This is a genomic window from Sinomicrobium kalidii, assembly GCF_021183825.1.
GTDB lineage: Bacteria > Bacteroidota > Bacteroidia > Flavobacteriales > Flavobacteriaceae > Sinomicrobium > Sinomicrobium kalidii.
This window is the reverse complement of the sequence record NZ_CP089211.1, coordinates 5,198,361-5,218,521: the sequence shown is the minus strand read 5'-3', so window position 1 is coordinate 5,218,521 and position 20,161 is coordinate 5,198,361. Positions and strand designations below refer to the sequence as shown.

The window sequence follows — 20,161 nt, the reverse complement described above, 5'->3', positions numbered from 1 at the left end:
AATAACTAAAATACAACCTCACCTGCCACATTCAACCCAAAAAACATTCGTGTATCCGTGGCAAAACCAAAACCGGAAACTTACAACAAGTGAAAAACCCCACAACCTTTGCCTCCGATCCCTGATCATTCGTTGAAAAGCGTACATTTTATATCCATGGAAGAGAGCAATTCTATGATCTTTCCGGTTGCAATATCCCGGTCTTCCACACGCAGGATGTTGTCCGGATCTTCCAGGTCAAAATTGATGCGGGCACGGGGAAAGTGATGGGAGAGCACCAGGGTGCATATATCGGCCACAACGGGGTCCTTAATATCGGTTTTGAATATTTCTACGGTAATGGAAATTTCGTTCTTCATAACTTATTCTGATTAGATAAAACAAATCACTTCACCACATACGAGGTCGTATCTACTTCGGAAAGCCGGAAATAACCATAGGCATAATCGGTTTCATTGGTAGTATTTATAATATTTCCCCTTACATTGGCAGGCGGTGTGCCGAAAGGATCGCTGTCGGCTGCATCCAGGACAAGCGACATATAATTGTCAAAACGTTCGGAAATCCCGCTCAGGCGTATATCGACACGGTCACCGACTTCGAGGTCTTCATGACTGAAACTCTCGAACATTTCATTTCCCTGCGTAAATCTATCGTCATCGATATCGTATTCCGGATAGACAAGAACATCGGCTTCAAACCTGGCCATATAGTGATTGTCTTCTTCGGGATTGTCCTGATAATAAAATGTAACCTCAATCTCATCCTCCTGGAACCCTGCGGCAATGTCCTGCTCTATACGCGTAATTTCGGGGACACTCATAAGTTTTTCGCCGGCGGTATAGGTTTGTCCGTCCACGGTGACGGTCAGTTCGTAGGTTTCCCCGATAACGGGTTCGAAATCGGTACAGACATACAGCCCGGTTCCGGGATTTTCCCGAAAATTAAAAACGGTACCGCTGCTGTTAACTACATTGACCCCGGCACCGGAAACCGGGGGAATGTCGGACGTATAATAACCGGTAGTTGTGCTCAGCTTAACGGTTTGCCGGCTTCCGTCGGTGCCTTTTACCCATTCTATTCCGGCATCTATGACCAGGCGGGGCTCATCGGTATCCAGGTCGATATCGACCACATCTTCACACGAAACTAAACATGCAAGTGCTGTAAAAAGAAATATATATTTAAAAGAGGCCATGTGCTTAAAATTTAAAGTTATAGGTTACACTCGGGATAATGCCGAATATGGAGAGGCGGACTGCTTCGTTAACACCGGTGTCCTCGTTGGGACGGAAACTGACAGAGGCCGAATTTTTCCTGCTGTACAGATTATAAATGCTAAAGACCCATTCGCCCTGCCAGCCCTTTTTCTTTTTGGGTTTCGGCGTATACGTAGCCGAAACGTCCAGATGGTGATAGGAGGGAAGTCTGTCTTCGTTCCGCGATGTGTAATTGGGTACCCTGATCCCCCCGATCTCGTACTGTCCTTTCGGGTAGGTGTACGGTTGCCCGGTCTGAAACGTAAAGCTTCCGCCCAGCGACCATTTGTTATTCAGTTCATACCCTCCGGTTACGGACAGGTTGTGCAGCTTATCGTAGGGCGACAGATACCAGTCGCCATTGTTGATCCCTGTTTCTTCGGGTGTACGCCCCGGGGTTTGTTGTTCGGCACGGGAGAGGGTATAGGCGATCCACCCGGTGAGCCTTCCGGTGTTTTTCCGGAGCAGTACCTCCAGGCCATATGAACGGGCTTTTCCGTTCAGGATCACCTGTTCGATATCGTTATTGGCAATAAGGTCTGCACCATCTATATAATCGATACGGTTTTTTACCTTTTTATAAAAAACTTCGGTTTCCAAAGAATAGGCATCATCCCTGAAATTTTTAAAAAACCCCAGTGCTACCTGGTCCAGCAGCTGTGGTTCTGTAAAAGGGCCGCTGGGTGTCCAGATATTTATCGGCGTGGGGGACTGGGTATTGGAAAGCAGGTGCAAATACTGAGACATCCTGTTGTAGCTGGCTTTTATGGAGGTGTTGTCGTTCAGGGCATACGAAATTCCTATACGGGGTTCCAGGTTGTCAAAACTCGCAATGGTTTCCCCGCTGCCGTAATGCGTTGCGCTTACAGGTATCCCTTTTTCATAGATCCGGAAATCCGGGTTAAAGACCACGGCCCGGTCATCTTCATAAACATTGATGTCCTGTTGTCCGTAGCGATAGAACATGCTGTACCGCAGGCCGTACCTCACCGATAATTTCTCAGAGATCGTATGTTCGGCATCGATATAAAAGGCCGGTTCCAGGGCATATTTTTTGTCCAGCTGCTCAAAGTTGATCCCGGAGTCTTCGCCGTCCGGTTTTAACGTCCCCGGATTAAAATCGTAATAAGTGGCATGGCCGCCGTAGTGCAGGCTGAAACTATCCGATAAATAATGCCTCAGGTCGTATTTTGCGCTATAGGTTTCAATAGCGTTGTCCCATTGAAAATCCTGGGAATTTAAGTTCAGGCCAAAGCGATAGTCACTGTAGATCATTGACAGATCGGAACTGAGATTATCGGAAAAGTCGTGTTTCCACCGGAGGTTGAGCATGGTGTTTCCGTATGAACTGGAAAAGCTGTCGCCGATATCAAAAATATCCCTGCCGAAGTAACCGGACAAAAACAGGGTATTGTTTTCGTTGAACCTGTAATTCAGTCTGGTATTCAGGTCGTAGAAGTATGCGGAGTTGTTATTGTCCGTCAATTTTAAAAAGAGGTGGGCGTAGGAGCTTCTTCCGGCAACGAGAAACGAACCTTTTCCTTTTGCAAGCGGCCCTTCTGCCAATAGCCTGCTCGATATCAACCCGATACCGCCGTTCATGTGAAAGTCCTGGTAGTCGCCGTTTTTCTGGTGTACGTCCAGCACGGAAGAAACACGACCGCCGAAACTCGAGGGAATACCGCCTTTATAAAGTTCCATATCACTGATGGCATCGGCATTGAACACCGAAAAGAAACCGAAAAGGTGGGAATCGCTGAACATGGGAGAGCCGTCCAGCAGGATAAGGTTCTGGTCGGCCGCACCGCCGCGGACATTAAAACCGGAAGAAGCTTCTCCGGCATTGGTCACCCCCGGAAGTTGCAGTAACGATTTTAACGGGTCGGTTTCTCCGAGCACGGCCGGAATACGCTTGATCTGCTCTGCCGAAAGCCGGTTTACGCTCATCTGCGGTTTTTTAATTTCCGTAATGTTCCGGCGATCTGTTACCACCACCTCGTCAAGTACGGCGGCGTCCTCTTGAAGGTTGACGCTGATCACACTTTTATCCCCCGGGCGGACTTCACGTGTCAAATATCCCAGATAGGAGATGAGCAGCACTGCGTCTGTCCCGGAAATCCGGGTGGTGAAATTACCGTTCATATCGGTCACCACACCGTTCGAGGTTCCCTTTTCAATGACGTTGGCCTGGGGAAGGGGCTTACCGGATTCGTCCAGTACACGGCCCTTTATTTGTCGGGCGGTACCGGTTTTTTTTCGTTTTACATAGATTATCCTGTTCCTGTTTTTAAAATCAAGGTGGTGTTTTTGTTGCAGTGTTTTCAATATTTCTTTAAGGTTGTATTCGCCTTGTTTTATTCCGGCATCGGCCACCCGGTCTATTTCTTCGTTATTATAGGCAAAGGAATAGGAAGTCTGTTGCTGTACCTGTTCCAGTACAGCCCGTAAGCTACCGGGGTTGAGACGCACCTTTATATTGTCCGGGATGTTGTCTTGCTGGGCCGTTAGTACAGGCAAGTAGCCACAGATCAGGAAAATAAAGAGGCCTGCTCTTTTACACAAAAGATTCATCATACGTTGGTTTCGGATTTAATGTTTGTATTTGATTGTTTGACCGTAAGGGGGGAAGTTTTCAGGGGGTTACTGTTTCCTGTGTTTCGTATACTTTCAGCATATCGGAACCGGTAAACTCATAACGGAAGTCCAGCAAGTGGCGCAGCCCTTCCATCACCTCTCCAAGAGATGTTCCGGGAGGATATGTTGCCGTAATATGTTTTTCTATTGTAGTGCCGGAAAGTGTGCCGACATTGATGTGTATGCCGTAGTACCTTTCAAGGGTATTGAGGGCTTCCCCGAGCGGAATATTGCTAAAGTTCAATACGCCTTCCCTCCAGGCATCGATATCTGCGAGGTTTGTTGTTTTAAATACCGCCGTATCCCCGAGTTCATCTATGAACAGGCTGTTGTTTCTTTTAAGGCTGGTGCTATCGGAGTTGTGATAAACCCTCACACTTCCTTCCTTAACCCCGATACGCGAGATATCTTCTCCGGCATAGGACTTGACGAGAAAACGGGTCCCTGTTACCACGAGCCGGTTGTCCCGGAACGTTACGCGGAAAGGATGATTGCGGTCTTTGGTCACCTCGAAATAGGCCTCCCCCTGTAGTCTGATTTCCCTGTTATTGGTAAAATCCCCGGAATATTGCAGTACAGTGGCCGAATTCAGCCATACGGAAGAGCTGTCGGGGAGCAGAAAGGCTTTTGCAGGTTCTCCCGCAGCCACTTCAAGACGGATAAAGTCATTCCCGGCAGAAGTGCTTTTGGTCATTTCCCATATCCCTAACCCTATCAGTGCCAGGATACAGGCCGCCGCGGTATAACGAAACAGCTTCCTTACCGGGCGGGGTTGCCCCATGCCGAGTTCTTTTCGTATTTTTTCCAGTCTTTTCCGGTTTTCAGGGGTCTTCGGGGCGGTGTTTTCGGATGCATCCCATTCCTTTTCCATCCATTGGGTAAACATCAGGTGATTTTCCTTTTGCTCAAGGGCATCCAGTAATTGCGATGTTTCTTCCGGGGTCAATGTACCCTCAAGGTATTTTTGCCAGAGTGTATGCAGTTTTTCCATCCCTACGGTTTTAGACGGTTGTCATATAGTATATCCGCAAAGGGCAGGGAACACCTAAGGGCAAACCGTTAAATGAATGTTAAAAAGAAAACAGGTCAATGCAGAAAGTAAATTTCCAGGAACAGCAGGGAAATTGCAGAAAACCCGGACAGTTCTTCTTTTAACAGGGCCAGGGCACGGTTCATGTGGTTTTCCACGGTGCTTTTGCTGATGCCGAGTTCCTGTGCAATTTCATCTGTAGAAAGCCCCTTGATCCTTTTAAGGATAAGTACCTGCCTGGCACGTTCCGGCAGTTTGTCTATGGAGGCTTCCAGGGCCTCGTGAAATGCTTCTCTTATGAATGAACTTTCCGAATCTTCCCGGTCCGGGATCTCCTGTTCGGAGACGGTGTTTTTTAACTCTTCATTTAAGGACTTCAGCGCCCGGTTCTTGGCAATGGTGAAGATATACGCCCCGGGTGACCTGGAACTGTCCAGGGAGTGGCGTTTTCTCCAGATGGTGATAAAGGTCTCCTGGATGATATCGTCTGTGTGTTTGTCGAGTTTCAGGCGGGAGAGGAAAGATTTTATTTTCCCCGCATACCTGTAATATAAAGCAGTAAAAGCCTTTTCATCGTCCTGCGACAGCAATTTGACTAAAACGGAGTCCGAAACATTGTCCATTGCACTGAAAAGGTTAGGTTTAGGATAATACAGCGGGATGCCATAACGTGTTAACGCCAAAATAAACCTTATTATTCCATATGGCATGTTAAATTTAATGTAAAAATCTTCAACCTGAAAACCTGTTCTGCACACATGCTTTACGTAATTCCGGATAAGCGCGGACATCTGCGAAAAAGAAAGCTCCGGCCCGTTCAGCCGGGCCGGGGATGTCAGGGGCGTGCATCGGCCTGTGCAGCATCGTAAATGGCCGGGTAATCTATATATCCGCAGTCTCCGCCCTGGTAATAGGTGGATGTGTCTCCTGCGGCGAGAGGAGTATTATGGCGGAACCGTTCCACAAGGTCCGGATTGGCAATAAACGACCTTCCGAATGCGATAAGGTCTGCAAGGCCGGATCGTAACATTTTTTCGGCAGATTCCCGGGTATACCCTCCGGCTACGATCAGCAGGTTGTGAAAACGATTGCGGATTTCCTTTATATATTCCTGATTTATGGAAGGTTTGCCGTCCACAGGCTGACTGGAAAGGTGGATGTACAGGATATCCAGCTCACGCAAGGCATCGGTTAAGTATTGGTGGGTTTCTTTTTCTTCCCTGTATGCAGGCAGATCGTTAATCGTGGCAAAGGGGGAGAGCCTTATTCCCGTACGCTCCTTACCGATGGCGGCAACCACGCCTTCCATGATCTCGAGGAGAAAACGGCTGCGGTTGGCAATGTTGCCTCCGTAACGGTCGGTACGCCTGTTGGAAAGCGGGTGAAGGAACTGCTCCGGAAGGAAGCCGTGTGCCCCGTGTATTTCCACCCCGTCAAAACCGGCTTCAATGGCATTTTCGGCAGCTTTTATATGGGCCTCTATCATTGCCCCGGTATCTGCCGTGCTCAGTGCCAGGGGCTCCGGTATGGGCAGATGGCCGTTGTGCAGGGTGCGTATTTCACCGCTGGCCTTTACGGCAGAAGGGGCCACAAGGGGAGCACCATCTTCGTTATTCTCCGGATGCCCTATACGCCCGGCATGCACCAGCTGGATGAATATCCTGCCTCCTTTGGCGTGCACTTCATCGGTGACCCGTTTCCACCCGGTTTTCTGTAGATCATTATAAATGCCCGGGGTGTGGAGGTAGCCGATGCCGTTGGGTGTTACCGCGGTATTTTCGGCAATGATAAGTCCGGCTCCGGCGCGTTGCCCGTAATAAATTGCGGTGGAGCGGCCGGGAATGCCTTTTTCAGAACGCCTCCTGCTCATCGGGGCCATAACCACACGGTTGTTTAGCGTAAGGCCGGGGAAGGAGAGCGGTTCCAGTAATGTTCTTTTTATGTTCATGACAATCATATCTTAAAATTACATGTCAAAATTACCCGGTATGACGATGCCGGACCAGATACAAAACGGGGGAATTTTTGTACTTTTACAGGTTATGGAACAAAAGGTATTGGACCGTCCGTTTGAGTTGTATGTGGCCGATATGGACTGCTGGGAACAGCGCCCCCTCGTCTATCATTTCTTCGAAATTGTACAGATACTGGAGGGTAGCGGGTACCGGGAAGTGAACAATAACCATTTCCCTTATCAGAAAGGGAGTATTTTCCTGTTCACACCACTGGATTGCCGCGGATTTGACATAAGGACCCCGACGCGGTTTTGCTCGGTCCGTTTTTCCGAAGTCTTTCTGGGGCAGTGCAGGACAGCCGGAGAAAAAGAAAGAACGGCACAATGGCTGCGACAACTGGAAAACATATTTTTTCACCACAACCGTTTCCGGGAACTCAAAATACAAAACCCCGAAGATTGCCGGATGATCACCGGGTGGATACAGAACATAACGGAAGAATACCTCCGGAAACCTCCGTTATACGAAGAAAACCTGAAACATCTCATCACCCTGGTCCTTAATATTCTATCGCGTAACGTTTCGGAGCAGGGGATTAAGGACCACGCAAAAGACGAACCCCTGATCAACCGGATACTCTTGTACATCCATGAAAATATCGGCTTTCCGGAAAAACTACGCATAGGCCACCTGGCCCGGCGCTTTAACCTTTCCCCGAATTACGTGGGGGAGTATTTCCGGAAATTTACGGGAGAAAGCCTTCAGCGTTACGTTACACAATACAAGATACGCCTGGTGGAGCAGCGCCTGGCCAACAGCCCGCTTACAATAGGGCAAATAGCCGGGGAACTGGGGTTTACGGACGAAAGCCACCTGAACCGGCAATTCCGTAAATACAACGGATTGAGTCCTTCGGCCTATCGGAAGAGTGCGGGCGGGAGTCGCTGACACATGTGAGTAAACAGCTATATATCAATTAAAAAAAATATTCGAAGGACAGGAACCTGATGTATTTTTTTCCTATATTTGAAAGGAAACCCGAATTTATTTTTTAACTCAAAAACTTTTTATCATGAAAAACTTATTGCAACTGGGAAGAGTACTGGACAAAGCCGAACAAAAACAGATCGCCGGAGGAGCTTCGGGTTCCTGTCAGGATTACGACCTGTCACTCTGCGGATGTGATTGTAAAGGTAGTGTAACCGGACCTAAATATTGCTCCACCTGCATGGGGTGCCCGCAAGTGATCACCTGTTAAGTAAGAACAACGACCTGTACAACAGTACAGGATGATACGATCAGAAAAAGGCCGGATTTTATGTAAAGTCCGGCCTTTTACAATCAGATTGCTTAAAAGCGGATTCGTTAGCGGAAATTCTCCCGGCCCCGTATTCATATCTGAAAGGTTTTCTTTCTGAATTTCCTTTAAAATGTAAAGGAACAATCGTAATATTTTTATGGAAAAGTACATGATCCTGTTGTGTCTCATCATTGCGGGGTGCTCTGCGCATACAGACCGGAGCCCGGACATCAGTTATCCGTCTCCGCGTCCGGATTCGACCGCATTGACTTTTTTGCCCGGTATAGTATCCGGCGACAGCCTTGATTTTAACGCCGCTTTTTCACCGGATGGCACGTCCTGTTATTTTTCGCGGTCCTCTGACGGAATCTCCGATATTTATGTCACCCGGTTTGAGGATAACAAATGGCAACTCCCGGAAATGGTCGGTTTTAGTGAAGGGCCGTTTTCCGAAGCCGATCCCGTTTTTGCCCCGAACGGGACCCTGTATTTCATATCCGACAGGCCGGTGGATGAAAAAGATACCCTAAAGAATTTTAATATCTGGTATGTAAAGCGTAACGGGAAAGAAAAATGGACAGTACCGATAAATGAAAAAGCCGTTAACTCCGACAGCACTGAATTTTATATTTCCTTCGGAGCTAACGGAAATCTTTATTTTGCGTCGGACAGACCTGGCGGATACGGATCGCACGATATTTACATAAGTCGCTTTGAAAACGGGAAATACACAACACCAACAAATCTCGGTCCGGCCGTAAACGCCCCGGAAATGGAGCACGATCCTTATGTAACCCCCGATGAGCGTGCCATCATATTTACATCGGTGGACCGGAGCGATTCAAAAGGTACGGCAGACCTGTATTATTCCGTTAAAGACCAGGACAATTCCTGGACACCGTCTAAAAATCTGGGAGCCTTGATAAACACCCCGACCTACGATTTCTGTCCCTATATCACCCCGGACGGGAAATATTTCTTTTTCAGCAGTGAAAGGGACGTAAAATGGATAAGGACCGAAGCACTCCCCGGGGCGTTGAAGCGTTTGATTACCAAAACGGAATAGGCGGCTGTTATGTTTTATCAAGCTTTGAGGCTACAATCTTATACTTACCGATACCTTACAGTTGATCCCATTGCCTTTAATGTAATCCGCATCCCTGGATGACCATTGCGAAATTAGCGGGTAATAGTCCCTATTGAACAGGTTTTCTATACCGACCAATACCTTGGTGCTGTCTGTAAGTTGATAGGACGTAAAAAGATTGGCCAGAAAAAAGTTCTTTACAGGCGCACGGCCATACGCGTAACCGCCTCCTTCGTTTTCTTCAAACCTGTCCCTGTTTCCAACATAAGTCCCCGCTATATTTACATGCCATTTCGGGCTAAGCTTATAGTTGATATCGCCCCTGAAAATGGACGGGCTTATTCTGGAGCCGTCCATGTATTCATCTTCACTGTCGTTGAATTTTCCATTGTCGTTGTTGTCGGTCTTGCCTTCGATGGTCGATAACGAAAGATCAACATCAAGTTTCCTGTTAAAAATGACGTTCAGCTCAAACTCGGCACCGTATATTTTTTCGGGCAACCTTGACAACTCGAAAAAATTGGTTTCGGGGTTTACAATATAGGTTGTGCCCAACTTCTGCTTATTGATAAAACAGTTTACCCCGTACCTGATTTTGTTTGTCAGGCGGCCTTCCAGCCCCAGTTCGAAGTTATCGGTGATCACGGCCCTGGTGTCTTTAATATTATCGCTTATGATATCCGGATCTGTAGCTATCCGCAAAATCCTGCCCAGTTCGCCGACCGAAAAACTCTGGGAAAAGCTCGCGTAGGGCTGAAGGAATCTCCATTTGTTGTAACGCAACCCCAGATTAAACGTAAACGCATTATAATCCAGTTTACCTCCTTTTACGGCAAGCCCACCACCGGTAGTTTCCCCGTTGTCGCGATATATGGTGGTATAATCATCTACATTGATATCAATGGTTTCATATCTTCCGCCACCCTTAAAGATAAAATCGTCGATCTTTGCCTTGATCTGCAGGTACCCGGCGTAATTTTTCATGTCCATTTCAGGGGTAAACAGCCTTCCGTCAGCCATGGGCTGGGCAGTTTTATTGCGCAATATATCAAGTCCGTAAACGATATTTCCCTTAAAACTGTCGGACAAGGCATAATCAGTGTTAAAATTGAGCCTAAGTCCCTTCTGATCGGATGTAAGTTCCGGCTGTCCGCCGGTATAGCCTTGCGACAGGTCTGTATAATAATCATAGCTGGCATAGATAGTCCTGAATTTTTGCAGGTAATAGGTTGCCGTTAAATCTGTGTTTTTAAAAATATCGCTCTTATTCAATGAAAACCTGAGGTTGTGATTGTACTTAACACCTTGCCCCACCAAACCGGGGTCTCTTTCACCAAAGACACCAAGGGCAGGGGTTTCGCCATAGACACCCGAAACCTGTTCCAGTTGTGATTTCTGATTATTGCCAAAGTAGTTGTACATCAATTCCAGCTTGTACCCCTTGCCCGCATCAAACCCAATCCTGGAAAAAAGGTTGTACCATTCGGTTTCGCCCATCCCGTCTTTTGGGGAGGAGATCTCGCCCTTTGCGCTGCGCATAATGCCGAATTGCTTGTAAGCACCTCCCAAGGTATAATTTACCTTACCCACCTGGCCGTTAAAAAACTGGGACACATGCATTCCCGCCGTATGGTCCGGTTTTACAAGAAAGGATGAAGCACCGATCTTAGTGTGGGATTCCATCTTTTTAGCGGTATTGCCCTTTTTGGTGATGTAATTGATGATGCCCCCCTGGGCCCCGTTCCCGTATATTGAAGTAGAGCCTTTGACCACTTCAATCCTTTCTATGGCAGAAGGGTCCAGATAATTCAGGTTATCCGTTACAAAAAGGGGAGTGGACTGGGGAATCCCATCCACTAAAACCAGCATACTACGGCCTCTTAGTTTCTGCCCCCGGGTCTGCTGCCTGTTATTTGATAACGAAACACCGGGTATCCTCGCAACGATATCGGAAACTACATTGGAATATTGCCTGGTCTGAGCTAGCTGTTTTGATGTTAGGACAGAAATGGATGAAAGCACTTCATCGCGTGTTTCTTTATCCCTGTTGGAAACGATGACCACTTCATCCAGGTCAAAACCGGATTCCTGCATAACCACTTTCAGGTCGGGGACAGAACCTCCGATGTCCACATTTATTCTTTGGGTGGTAAAGCCTATATGTGAAATAGTAAGTTCATAGATGCCTTCTTCTGAAAAGTTCAAAACAAACTTCCCGTTTTCATCGGTTTGTGTACCGGAACCGGGGGCTTTTGTTTCAAAAACATTTACTCCGGGCAGGGGTTTGTCATTTACAGCTGTAATCTTTCCCTTAAGTCGGTATTCCTGTGAATATCCAACAACAACAAAACCTAAAGTGAGTACCAGTAATAAAGCTTTCATGTTTTTATTTAGACTTATTTTAAATATCGGCGAAGATACTTATTTAAATCTAAATTGCAAGTGCTCCAATTTCACGAGGTTTTCACGGTTTTCTTCCGGGCTTTCCTCTAAAACCGAATGGGACATTTTTGGTCCGGAGCAACGGTAGGAGGGGGAGGGCAATGTGTTTGGAACACGGCAAAGAAATTCTGCGGATCGAGGGTGAAATAATTTTGGCAGGATCGATTTCGGAGAAAAGCATCCTAACCTATAATCTCTGAAAAAAAATTCCCGAAATTTCTTTACCAGGCAACGGAATACTCTTTACCAAGAATAAAAGCAGTAGGGGATATGTATGTGGAATGCTAAATATTATTTTTATTTTACTTATGAAAATGTAAAAAAATACCTATATTAACGTAAATTTTATTAACCATTAAATACGTAATTATGAGAAAAGAAATTTTGAATTTAAAAGGTGCTAAAAAATTGTCTGAAAATGAACAAAAGAATATTTTCGGCGGTAAAGGATCGGGCAATAAATGCGGTGGAGACGGTTCTTATATAATCGTTGACGGTGAAGTGGTTTGTTGCTATATCCCGGCGCAGAATGCTTATCAGTGTTAACATTTCAGTCGGAAGATTGAAGTCCCGATAGTTTTTTGCCCGAATTGATGAATTTATAAAAACATCTTTTGGCGGCTATCGGGATCGTAGGCTTTGTTTTTTCTTGCCTGAAAAGACAAACACGAAGTATAAACCAACTCCACTTTATTCATATTGCTTGTATTGAATAAAGTGGAGTTATTGTTTTGGGAATAGGTTACTAAGTTATTGAGTTATTTAGTTGGAATAAAGTATTGTGAATTGCTTTTCAGATTTGTACCTTTATGAGATTCACCGGAAAGCGGGTGTAAGTAATAAAAAAGAGAGATGGCTGATAAAAATGATTTGGATTTCACCTACACCACGATCGACAAGATTTTCCGCCTGAGTATTGGTGAAACCGGTGATTACAGCGGGGCAAAGTACGATGGTGATTTTTCCATGACGCTTGAGGAAGCACAGCGTGCAAAACACCGTTTTATTGCCGACAGCCTCAACATCGGGAAGGGGAGCAAAGTATTGGATATGGCCTGCGGATGGGGCCCTTTTATAAAGTATATTACAGCGGAAAGAGGAGCGGAAAGCATGGGGCTGACCTTATCGGAAGGCCAGGCGGCTGCCTGCCGGAAAAACGGGATGAAGGTCTTTGTACAGGATTGCCGCTATGTGAAGCCGGAGGATTACGGAACATTCGATGCGATCACCTGCATCGGCGGACTCGAACATTTTTGTTCGGTGGAAGAATGGAAAGCGGGAAAACAGGAGCAGGTTTATAAGGATTTTTTCACCACACTTACCAAATTGTTACCTGTTGGCGGAAGGTTTTATATGCAAACAATGACCTTCAGTAAAAATATGCCGGACTTTGAAGATATTAATATCCGCGCCAAAAAAGGTTCGCCAGCCCATGTAATGGCATTGATGATCAAGGAATTTCCGGGTTCCTGGCTTCCGTACGGACCGGATATGGTCATACAAAATGCAATGCCCGGCTTTAAACTGATCTCAAAAAGCAGCGGCCGGCTCGATTATATCGAAACGATCGGGCAATGGAGGAAAAGGTTCAGGAAGTTCAACCTGAAAAAATACGGACTTTATCTTTCCTTACTGCCAAAATATATCACTGACAAAGAATTCAGGCACCAGGTAGAAGTATTCAGGATCAGCCCCAACCGCATCTGTTTTGAACAGGAGATCATGGATCACTACCGGCTCGTATTTGAACGGGTTTAAAAAAACAGCAATACGGCAAATTTCAAAGCCCTTACATATAAAAGACATTAAACTTATGACCATCAGGATCGGCAAAAACAAAACCGTAATATCCTTTTCCGAATTCTTCCGGCCCGGAAACAACTTTTCCGCCTGCGCTTTCAACCTCTTTCGCCCAATCGTCCACCTGGTCTTTGCTTTCGGCTGAAACCGTAAACACAATCTCGTTTGCCTTTTGCGAGTCGGCTATTTCACTTTTTAAAAAAGTCTGGAGTACATTTTTTAAAAAGAAGTGCATGACAAAGTTATCTTCACCGACAATAAAGCTTGTCAGTTCTTTAGAGGTATGTGGACTGTTGGGCTTAAACCCCAGTTCAGTGTAAAATTTAGTTGTCCGGTCTAAATCGCTTACGGCTAAATTTGCCCATATCTTTTTCGGGTTCATCATTCTTGGTTTTTAATGGTTAATATTTAAAATTTAATGATTTATACAAAGTTAAGGCCCGGAAACCGAAATTTTGCAGTGCACAAATGACATTTAGAGGGGGTATTCGTGACAAAGGAGAGCGATATGCGCTTTGTGGTTGATATTTAACCGCAGTATAAAGAGCCGTTTAGTGCGCGAATTCAGACAGCTAAAATTGAATCATTGGTACTCTGGATTGAGCGAGGAATCCATATCGTTGTTATTCCAATGAGTTACATAATCATCCAGGGCGGCTTCTATTATTTGCCTATCTGAATTTTTTGTCCTGTTTCCATTTGCCCGGTGTTGCTGCGTATATGAACTCGTCCGGAGTTCTTCCATTTTATAAAGTTACATTTATATGCTAAAAACAAGAATACAAAATGTTATTTTTTAAAGTTTTTTAATTTTCAGCAGCCTGGTCTGACCATGTGATTGGACGGTCACGACAAATTAACCAAAACTTACGGAACCCTTGCCCAGTTCCAATGCTAAAACACCTCCTATAATCAGTATTATCCCGATTAACTGTACCGGAGTTAATGTTTCATGGTAAAGAAAAACCCCTAATATGGCTAAAGTGGAAATGCCCACTGCAGCCCAGATTCCGTAAGCTACTCCTATGGCCATACCGCTCTTCAAAGACAATGACAACAGGTAATATGCCCCGACGACACCTAAAATCGCTATGGATGAAGGAAGTAGTTTGGTAAACCCGTTCGATTGCCTTGTTGCCAGTGCACCGATAATCTCCGATATAATTGCTCCGAAAAGAAATAGATATTTCATATTTGATGATTTTTTTACAAAGCTACCTGGCTTAAAAACAATATGAAATATGGGCGGAAAGAATCCTATGGATAAATTTATCCTTATCCCGTCACAGAAAGCACACCGGATTTATTTGTAACTTTACGTTAGTAATCCTAACGGAGGACAGTTTATGTATGTAAATAAAATACCTCAGACATTTGATTATGGTGTTACTGTTACTATGAAAGTTATCGGAGGAAAATGGAAACCTTGTATTATTGACTGTATAGCTAACGGGATCAACCGCCCCACACAAATTCAAAAAGCCATTAAACAAGCTACTTTACGGGTGATAAACCAGCAACTATGCGAATTATTGGATTATGAAATTGTGTCCAAGCAGACTTTCGAAGGTTATCCCTTAAGGGTTGAGTATAGCCTTACCACGTTCGGAAAAACCCTTCTGACGGTTATTGATGCTATGCAGCACTGGGGGGATACCCACGCTGAAAAGGTTGCCGAACTCGCCGTGAAAAGAAATGAAAATGTAGCAAATGAACTTTAGTATGTGCATACAAAAGTACCGGAAAGGAATATGCCCCCCCTGATAAAAACCAAAAACGCCATACATTAGAATGGGTTTTGCCGGGCTGAATAAGGCAGAACAAGAGAAAGCGATTGCTATCTTAAATCGGTTTGGTATACCATACGATTGTTCTCAACACAATCCTTCCGCCAGTCTAACCAGTTCGAAGGGTTTTGTTCAAGTATAAATTGCAGGGCAAGTTCCCGCCTTTCCGGTAACACCTCTTTTGGTACTTCCCGGAGGTTTCTTTTTAATCGGGTAAGGGTTAAATCGGTGCAATACACCGGGCTTCCGGGCTGTTGTTTCCAGGAATCGGACAGGTTGCCGATATCCAATGCATCGAAACCGCTATCGTTTACAAGGCTAGCAACAATTTTTTTTGCCTGTTTGTCATCGCCCGAAACGGGTAAAGCAATTCTCAGGGGAGAATCATTCGGAAGTCCCGCCTCAATCAACGAACCTGCTAAAATACTATTATAAGCTTTTACAACAGGTCGGGAAAGATGCCTGGAAACCCAAACGCTTTCTGCCATACCCTTCTCAATGTCTTCAATATGTCCGTCCCGGATGGGATAATAGTTGGTCGTATCAATGATTACGGTGTGGTCAGAGATGCCGGGTGCAATCTTCCCGGCTAACCCGGGTATTTCAACAAAAGGGATTGAAATGACCAAAACATCAATATCCCGGGTCACTTCATCTAAAGTGACAGCTTTTGCAGTGGTTTCGTTTTCCAGGGGCTTTAGTTTTTCAACCCCGCTGGCATTGGCCATTTTTACCTGGTGCCCGGTTTTGGTATACTGTCTTATAAGCGCAGAACCGATTTGTCCTGCACCGATGATCCCGATTTTCATTTTACCTGATTTAAATTCTTGTAATAGCAATAGATTTCTGTTAACAAATCGTTTTCCCTAATATAGGGAATAAAAAATGACCGCCAACCTAATTTATTGACGGTCATTGCTTTTGGTTGATTAATTCAATTCCCATTTTTCTACTAATTCATCATTAAACCCTTCTTTATCTTTTGGGTTGGGCGCCCCCTTTCCTGTGGTGATCAGGTTGTAAAGACTGGTTTTAATATACTGTGTCCATCCCTCCTTGCACATATCATAGCATTCTTCTTCGGGGGTTAACCCTTTGTGCGTGAAGCTTACTGTTGTTTTTCCGTCTTCATTTGCGATGTCAAAGATCAGTTGGGTATCCACCCATTCGGTCTTGTCTTCAATAAAATTAAGGTTAAACTCGTTTTCTACAACCCGGTAAACTAATCTTTTGTTTTCAAGCTTTTCTATCAATTGTATTTTACAAAAGTGGATGTCTTTGTATCGGTATAAAAAGGTTTCATTGCGTTGGTCTGTCGGTCCCTTAAGTTCTTCAGACCACCAGGCACGGAAATCTTTAATACAATTAAAAGCTGTTTCCGGGCTTTGGTCTACCACTATTGTTGTGGTATAATCTTGATTTTTCATCTTGTTTTGTTTTAATGGTTTTTACTATGCACCTGAATTCAGGTGGATAATTAATCGAGTTTCCACCTTTTGGCCAATTCAGCGTTAAACCCTTCTTTATCTTTTGGATTGGGCTCCCCTTTGCCGGTGGTGATCAGCTTGTAAAGACTGGTTTTAATGTATTGTCCCCATCCATCCCTGCAAACGTCATAGCATTCATAATCGGGAACCAATCCTTTGTGTGTGAAGGTTACTGTTGTTTTTCCGCCTTCGTTTGTGATATCAAAGATCAGTCGGGTATCTACCCATTCGGTCTTGTCTTCAATAAAATTAAACTCGTTTTCCAACACCTGGTAGACTAACTTTTTGTTTTCATCTACTTCAACCAGCTTTATCTTACACAAATGAATGTCTTTATAATGATAAAAAAAGGTTTTATTGAGTTGGTCTGTTGGCCCTTCGATTTCTTCAGACCACCAGGCGCGGATGTCCTTAATGTAATTAAAAACCGTTTCCGGGGTTTCGTTTACTACGATCGTTGCGGTGTAATCCCGATTTTCCATGTTATTTTGTTTTAAAGGTTTTACTGTTGTTTTATTTTCCGAGGTTCGTCCCCTTTCGTTATGGGGTATTGCCAGCAGGAATACCGACAAAAGAATCAGTGCTGTTTTCATTTTTATGATTTTTAAGGTTTATCCGTTTTTTAATCCCGTTAAACGGGGGCTGATTTCCCGGGCCGGTTGATGATAAAGTATAACTTTCCCGGATGGTACCGCTTATCCGGTTATTAAAGATTGTTCAAGGTTTTTCATATAGGCCGTCCATGCCGTCGAACACCCGTTGTAACATTCAAACAGGGGAGTCAGACCGCTATGTGTGAACGTTATTGTGGTTTTTTTACCTTCGGTGGTAATATCAAAGCACAGTTTTGTGTTCACCCATTCGTCGGGGGCTTTTAAAAAAGTAAGGTCACTTTCTGTCACCCGCCATACTATTTTACTGTAAGGCACCAGCTCGATGAGCCTTTGTTTACTAAAGTGGACACCGCCACCGGCGCTAAAAGAAAATTCATCGTTTATTTCGGCACTTTTTCCTTTAATGGTTTCTTCGTGAATGCCGGTCCACCAGTTGGTTACTTCAAGTAAAAAATTAAAAACTTCTTCAGCAGTTTTTGTGGTGCCGAAGCTGTAACTGAAAGACTTCGGCTTGTTTTTTTTGACAGTTGCTTCCATGGGCTTGATGTTTAAATTAAACGGCTGGCTTCTTTTTCCTCTACAAATGTAGCGTCTGTATAAGCACCTTATAGGCGTGCATATAGACATTATTACAGGTTGATTTGGACAATATTCCTTTTTATCTTTGTTTAAACCTGTTGTGATGAAATACCCGTAACGAAGTATTCTCACCTTTAAAAATCAATAAAAACTAACCGATGAAACATATAAGTATCCTGGTCCCCGACGGGCAAAGTAATTTAACGACCATCTCCAGTATAGTGGGGGCTTACGAGATTTTTATCAGGGCCAATGCCTACTGGGAGGAAAAACAACAAAAAACGGCCTATACCATAGAACTTGTGGGAGCTGCCGATAAGGTGGATGTATACAAAGGCCTTTTTTCTGTACGATCTCAAAAACACATATCGGAAGTCCCCGAATCCAGTCTTATTGTTATCCCGTCCTTGGTCAGGAGTTACGAAAAGGCCCTTAAGGGAAACCGACTGCTGGTTAAATGGATAAAGGAACAATACAAAAACGGGGCAGAAGTAGCCAGCATGTGTACCGGGGCATTCCTGTTGGCCTCCACCGGCCTGCTCGATGGTAAAAGCTGTTCTACCCATTGGGCTGCAGGTCCTGAATTCAGGGAGAGGTTCCCCGGGATAAATCTGAAAACCGATAAACTGATTACCTATCAGGACGGGCTCTATACCAACGGAGGGGCCTTTTCCTTTCTGAATCTCATTGTTTACCTGGTGGAAAAATATTACGACCGCCAAACGGCCCTGTATTGTGCCAAGGTTTTTCAGATTGATATGGGAAGGAACCTTCAATCGGAATTCTGTGTTTTTAACGGTCATAAAAAGCATGGAGACAAAGAAATACTGGAAGTCCAGGCTTATTTTGAATCCCATTATCAAAACAAGATATCCATTAAGGAATTGTCGGAAAAACTCAATATAGGCCGAAGGAATTTTGACCGGAGGTTTATCAAGGCCACCGGTATTACTCCGTTGGAATACTTGCAGAGGGTGAGGGTTGAAGTGACTAAAAATTCCCTTGAAAACACAAGAAAGACGGTTAGTGAAATCATGTACGATGTAGGGTATAATGATGATAAGGCTTTTAGAAACGTGTTTAGCCGGTTTACAGGTATTTCACCCAATGATTACAAATCGAAATACAATAAGGAAGATATTAGATATTAGACGTAAGGTTATAGGACGTCGACATAGGACTTTAAAATGTGACTATGTGAACTACCTCGGGGCAAGCCCTTCGATAAGTGATATACTGATCCCGATGTACTCAGAACATCCCGATCCCGATATCTATCGGGATTATCGGGACATGAGGCATTCAAATGAAACAACTATAAACCACAAATCTAAAATCTAATGTCTAAAATCTCATATCTAATAAATGGTAAAAGTTTAAACGGATGCGCTATTCAAACCTTTTGTATAAAGCTTCGGCGGCCATCCCGTACGTGGTATTTGCTTTCTGTTGCTCAATAATTTTTAAGGCCTGGTCATTGAGTCCGTTCGGGGTTGTCGCCTCCTTTTTTAATTCGGAAAAATCAAACGGAATATTCTTCCTGGAATAGCAGGTCAGGGATGAAAATAATTCCATGACATACCTGTTGGCTACCGAAGCCTCCACATTATGGGATTGCGCCCAATGGCTCAGGGTTTCGGCAAGGTCGTAAAACGGGGCTATTAATCCGGTAAGGGTCCATAATAGTTTCAGTTCCGATTCACTGGCTACGGGAACGGGGGTGCCGATATTTTTAAAGATCCCCGAAATTGTTTCGTCGGGATGGTAAAGCAAGATCGGGCATTCGTGATTTTCCACCGTCGGAAAAGGGACCGCCCTGCTTACTTTTGAGGCGGGGGCCACACTGTTGAGAAGCGCTTCCCGATCGAGAAAGGGCACAAACGAAACCACCCTGTGATGCTCATGAAAAGACAGCCCTTTAAGTATTTCTTTCGCAAGGGCAGGGGGCAGGGCGATAAAAACAACTTCGGAACGGTCTAAAACCGATTGGTTGCTCTCCATCCTGGTAACTTTGTCAAACATCCCTTCCAGAAACAGCGACTTCTCCTTGTTCCTCGGAGAAATATTTATGTGACTTGTACTATTCGAGGTACACAGCCCCCTAATTACCGAAGTGGCTATATTTCCTATACCGATAAATCCTAAATTCATTTGTTTTTCGATTATTGTGGTTCATTAAGGTTAAAA

At 44.7% G+C, this 20,161-nt stretch carries 21 protein-coding genes; 7 read left to right on the top strand and 14 right to left on the bottom strand.

What is annotated here, in order from left to right:
* Positions 1–125 precede the first annotated feature (125 nt).
* The 6 genes from LS482_RS21070 to LS482_RS21045 all read right to left on the bottom strand — a co-directional run bounded on the left by LS482_RS21070 (position 126) and on the right by LS482_RS21045 (position 6,871).
* Positions 126–359 (bottom strand): hypothetical protein, encoded by a 234-nt coding sequence (locus LS482_RS21070; protein WP_233029572.1) that lies wholly within the window; start codon positions 357–359, stop codon positions 126–128.
* 26 nt (positions 360–385) lie between these two features.
* A complete protein-coding gene (locus LS482_RS21065; RefSeq protein ID WP_233029571.1) occupies positions 386–1,198 on the bottom strand; it encodes a DUF4249 domain-containing protein in 813 nt (270 codons plus the stop codon).
* Positions 1,199–1,202: 4 nt separating this feature from the next.
* Positions 1,203–3,833 carry a TonB-dependent receptor gene (locus tag LS482_RS21060; protein ID WP_233029570.1) on the bottom strand — a complete coding sequence of 877 codons (2,631 nt, stop codon included), beginning with the start codon at positions 3,831–3,833 and terminating at the stop codon, positions 1,203–1,205.
* 58 nt (positions 3,834–3,891) lie between these two features.
* Positions 3,892–4,884 carry a FecR family protein gene (locus LS482_RS21055; protein ID WP_233029569.1) on the bottom strand — a complete coding sequence of 331 codons (993 nt, stop codon included), beginning with the start codon at positions 4,882–4,884 and terminating at the stop codon, positions 3,892–3,894.
* 95 nt (positions 4,885–4,979) lie between these two features.
* A complete protein-coding gene (locus tag LS482_RS21050; RefSeq protein WP_233029568.1) occupies positions 4,980–5,606 on the bottom strand; it encodes an RNA polymerase sigma factor in 627 nt (208 codons plus the stop codon).
* Between the two features lie 152 nt (positions 5,607–5,758).
* On the bottom strand, positions 5,759–6,871 hold the full coding sequence (locus LS482_RS21045) for an alkene reductase (RefSeq protein WP_233029567.1): 1,113 nt from the start codon (positions 6,869–6,871) through the stop codon (positions 5,759–5,761).
* Between the two features lie 22 nt (positions 6,872–6,893).
* On the opposite strand from LS482_RS21045, the gene LS482_RS21040 reads away from it, so the two are divergent.
* The 3 genes from LS482_RS21040 to LS482_RS21030 all read left to right on the top strand — a co-directional run bounded on the left by LS482_RS21040 (position 6,894) and on the right by LS482_RS21030 (position 9,244).
* A complete protein-coding gene (locus LS482_RS21040) occupies positions 6,894–7,826 on the top strand; it encodes an AraC family transcriptional regulator (RefSeq protein WP_233029566.1) in 933 nt (310 codons plus the stop codon).
* Positions 7,827–7,950: 124 nt separating this feature from the next.
* Positions 7,951–8,136 (top strand): hypothetical protein, encoded by a 186-nt coding sequence (locus tag LS482_RS21035; protein WP_233029565.1) that lies wholly within the window; start codon positions 7,951–7,953, stop codon positions 8,134–8,136.
* Between the two features lie 199 nt (positions 8,137–8,335).
* Positions 8,336–9,244 (top strand): hypothetical protein, encoded by a 909-nt coding sequence (locus LS482_RS21030; RefSeq protein WP_233029564.1) that lies wholly within the window; start codon positions 8,336–8,338, stop codon positions 9,242–9,244.
* 30 nt (positions 9,245–9,274) lie between these two features.
* On the opposite strand, the gene LS482_RS21025 is transcribed toward LS482_RS21030, so the two are convergent.
* Positions 9,275–11,647, bottom strand: a complete 2,373-nt coding sequence (locus LS482_RS21025; protein WP_233029563.1) for a TonB-dependent receptor — start codon at positions 11,645–11,647, stop codon at positions 9,275–9,277.
* Between the two features lie 429 nt (positions 11,648–12,076).
* On the opposite strand from LS482_RS21025, the gene LS482_RS21020 reads away from it, so the two are divergent.
* A complete protein-coding gene (locus LS482_RS21020) occupies positions 12,077–12,253 on the top strand; it encodes a hypothetical protein (protein ID WP_233029562.1) in 177 nt (58 codons plus the stop codon).
* Positions 12,254–12,559: 306 nt separating this feature from the next.
* Complete coding sequence (locus LS482_RS21015; protein ID WP_233029561.1) at positions 12,560–13,465, top strand: class I SAM-dependent methyltransferase; 906 nt, start codon at positions 12,560–12,562, stop codon at positions 13,463–13,465.
* Between the two features lie 31 nt (positions 13,466–13,496).
* On the opposite strand, the gene LS482_RS21010 is transcribed toward LS482_RS21015, so the two are convergent.
* Both LS482_RS21010 and LS482_RS21005 read right to left on the bottom strand, forming a co-directional pair.
* Positions 13,497–13,892, bottom strand: coding sequence for a VOC family protein (locus LS482_RS21010; RefSeq protein ID WP_233029560.1), 396 nt, complete (start codon positions 13,890–13,892; stop codon positions 13,497–13,499).
* Between the two features lie 471 nt (positions 13,893–14,363).
* Positions 14,364–14,699 (bottom strand): DMT family transporter, encoded by a 336-nt coding sequence (locus LS482_RS21005; RefSeq protein WP_233029559.1) that lies wholly within the window; start codon positions 14,697–14,699, stop codon positions 14,364–14,366.
* Between the two features lie 154 nt (positions 14,700–14,853).
* On the opposite strand from LS482_RS21005, the gene LS482_RS21000 reads away from it, so the two are divergent.
* Entirely contained in the window at positions 14,854–15,228 is a 375-nt protein-coding gene (locus LS482_RS21000) for a winged helix-turn-helix transcriptional regulator (protein WP_233029558.1), read from the top strand.
* A 116-nt stretch (positions 15,229–15,344) separates the two neighbouring features.
* Here LS482_RS21000 and LS482_RS20995 read toward each other — a convergent pair whose 3' ends face one another.
* The 4 genes from LS482_RS20995 to LS482_RS20980 form a co-directional block, all read right to left on the bottom strand.
* The gene (locus LS482_RS20995) at positions 15,345–16,133 is read right to left on the bottom strand and encodes an NADPH-dependent F420 reductase (protein ID WP_437441001.1); all 789 of its coding nucleotides are present in this window, start codon (positions 16,131–16,133) and stop codon (positions 15,345–15,347) included.
* 90 nt (positions 16,134–16,223) lie between these two features.
* Positions 16,224–16,721: an SRPBCC family protein gene (locus LS482_RS20990; protein ID WP_233029556.1), complete on the bottom strand. Its 498-nt coding sequence runs from the start codon at positions 16,719–16,721 to the stop codon at positions 16,224–16,226.
* A 50-nt stretch (positions 16,722–16,771) separates the two neighbouring features.
* Entirely contained in the window at positions 16,772–17,374 is a 603-nt protein-coding gene (locus tag LS482_RS20985) for an SRPBCC family protein (RefSeq protein ID WP_367890585.1), read from the bottom strand.
* A 102-nt stretch (positions 17,375–17,476) separates the two neighbouring features.
* Positions 17,477–17,932, bottom strand: coding sequence for an SRPBCC family protein (locus tag LS482_RS20980; protein ID WP_233029555.1), 456 nt, complete (start codon positions 17,930–17,932; stop codon positions 17,477–17,479).
* Between the two features lie 200 nt (positions 17,933–18,132).
* Between LS482_RS20980 and LS482_RS20975 the strand changes: the two genes are divergently transcribed.
* Positions 18,133–19,125 (top strand): GlxA family transcriptional regulator, encoded by a 993-nt coding sequence (locus LS482_RS20975; protein ID WP_233029554.1) that lies wholly within the window; start codon positions 18,133–18,135, stop codon positions 19,123–19,125.
* Between the two features lie 238 nt (positions 19,126–19,363).
* Here the strand turns inward: LS482_RS20975 and LS482_RS20970 are convergent, their stop codons facing one another.
* Entirely contained in the window at positions 19,364–20,125 is a 762-nt protein-coding gene (locus LS482_RS20970; RefSeq protein WP_233029553.1) for an NAD(P)-binding domain-containing protein, read from the bottom strand.
* Between the last annotated feature and the right edge of the window lie 36 nt (positions 20,126–20,161).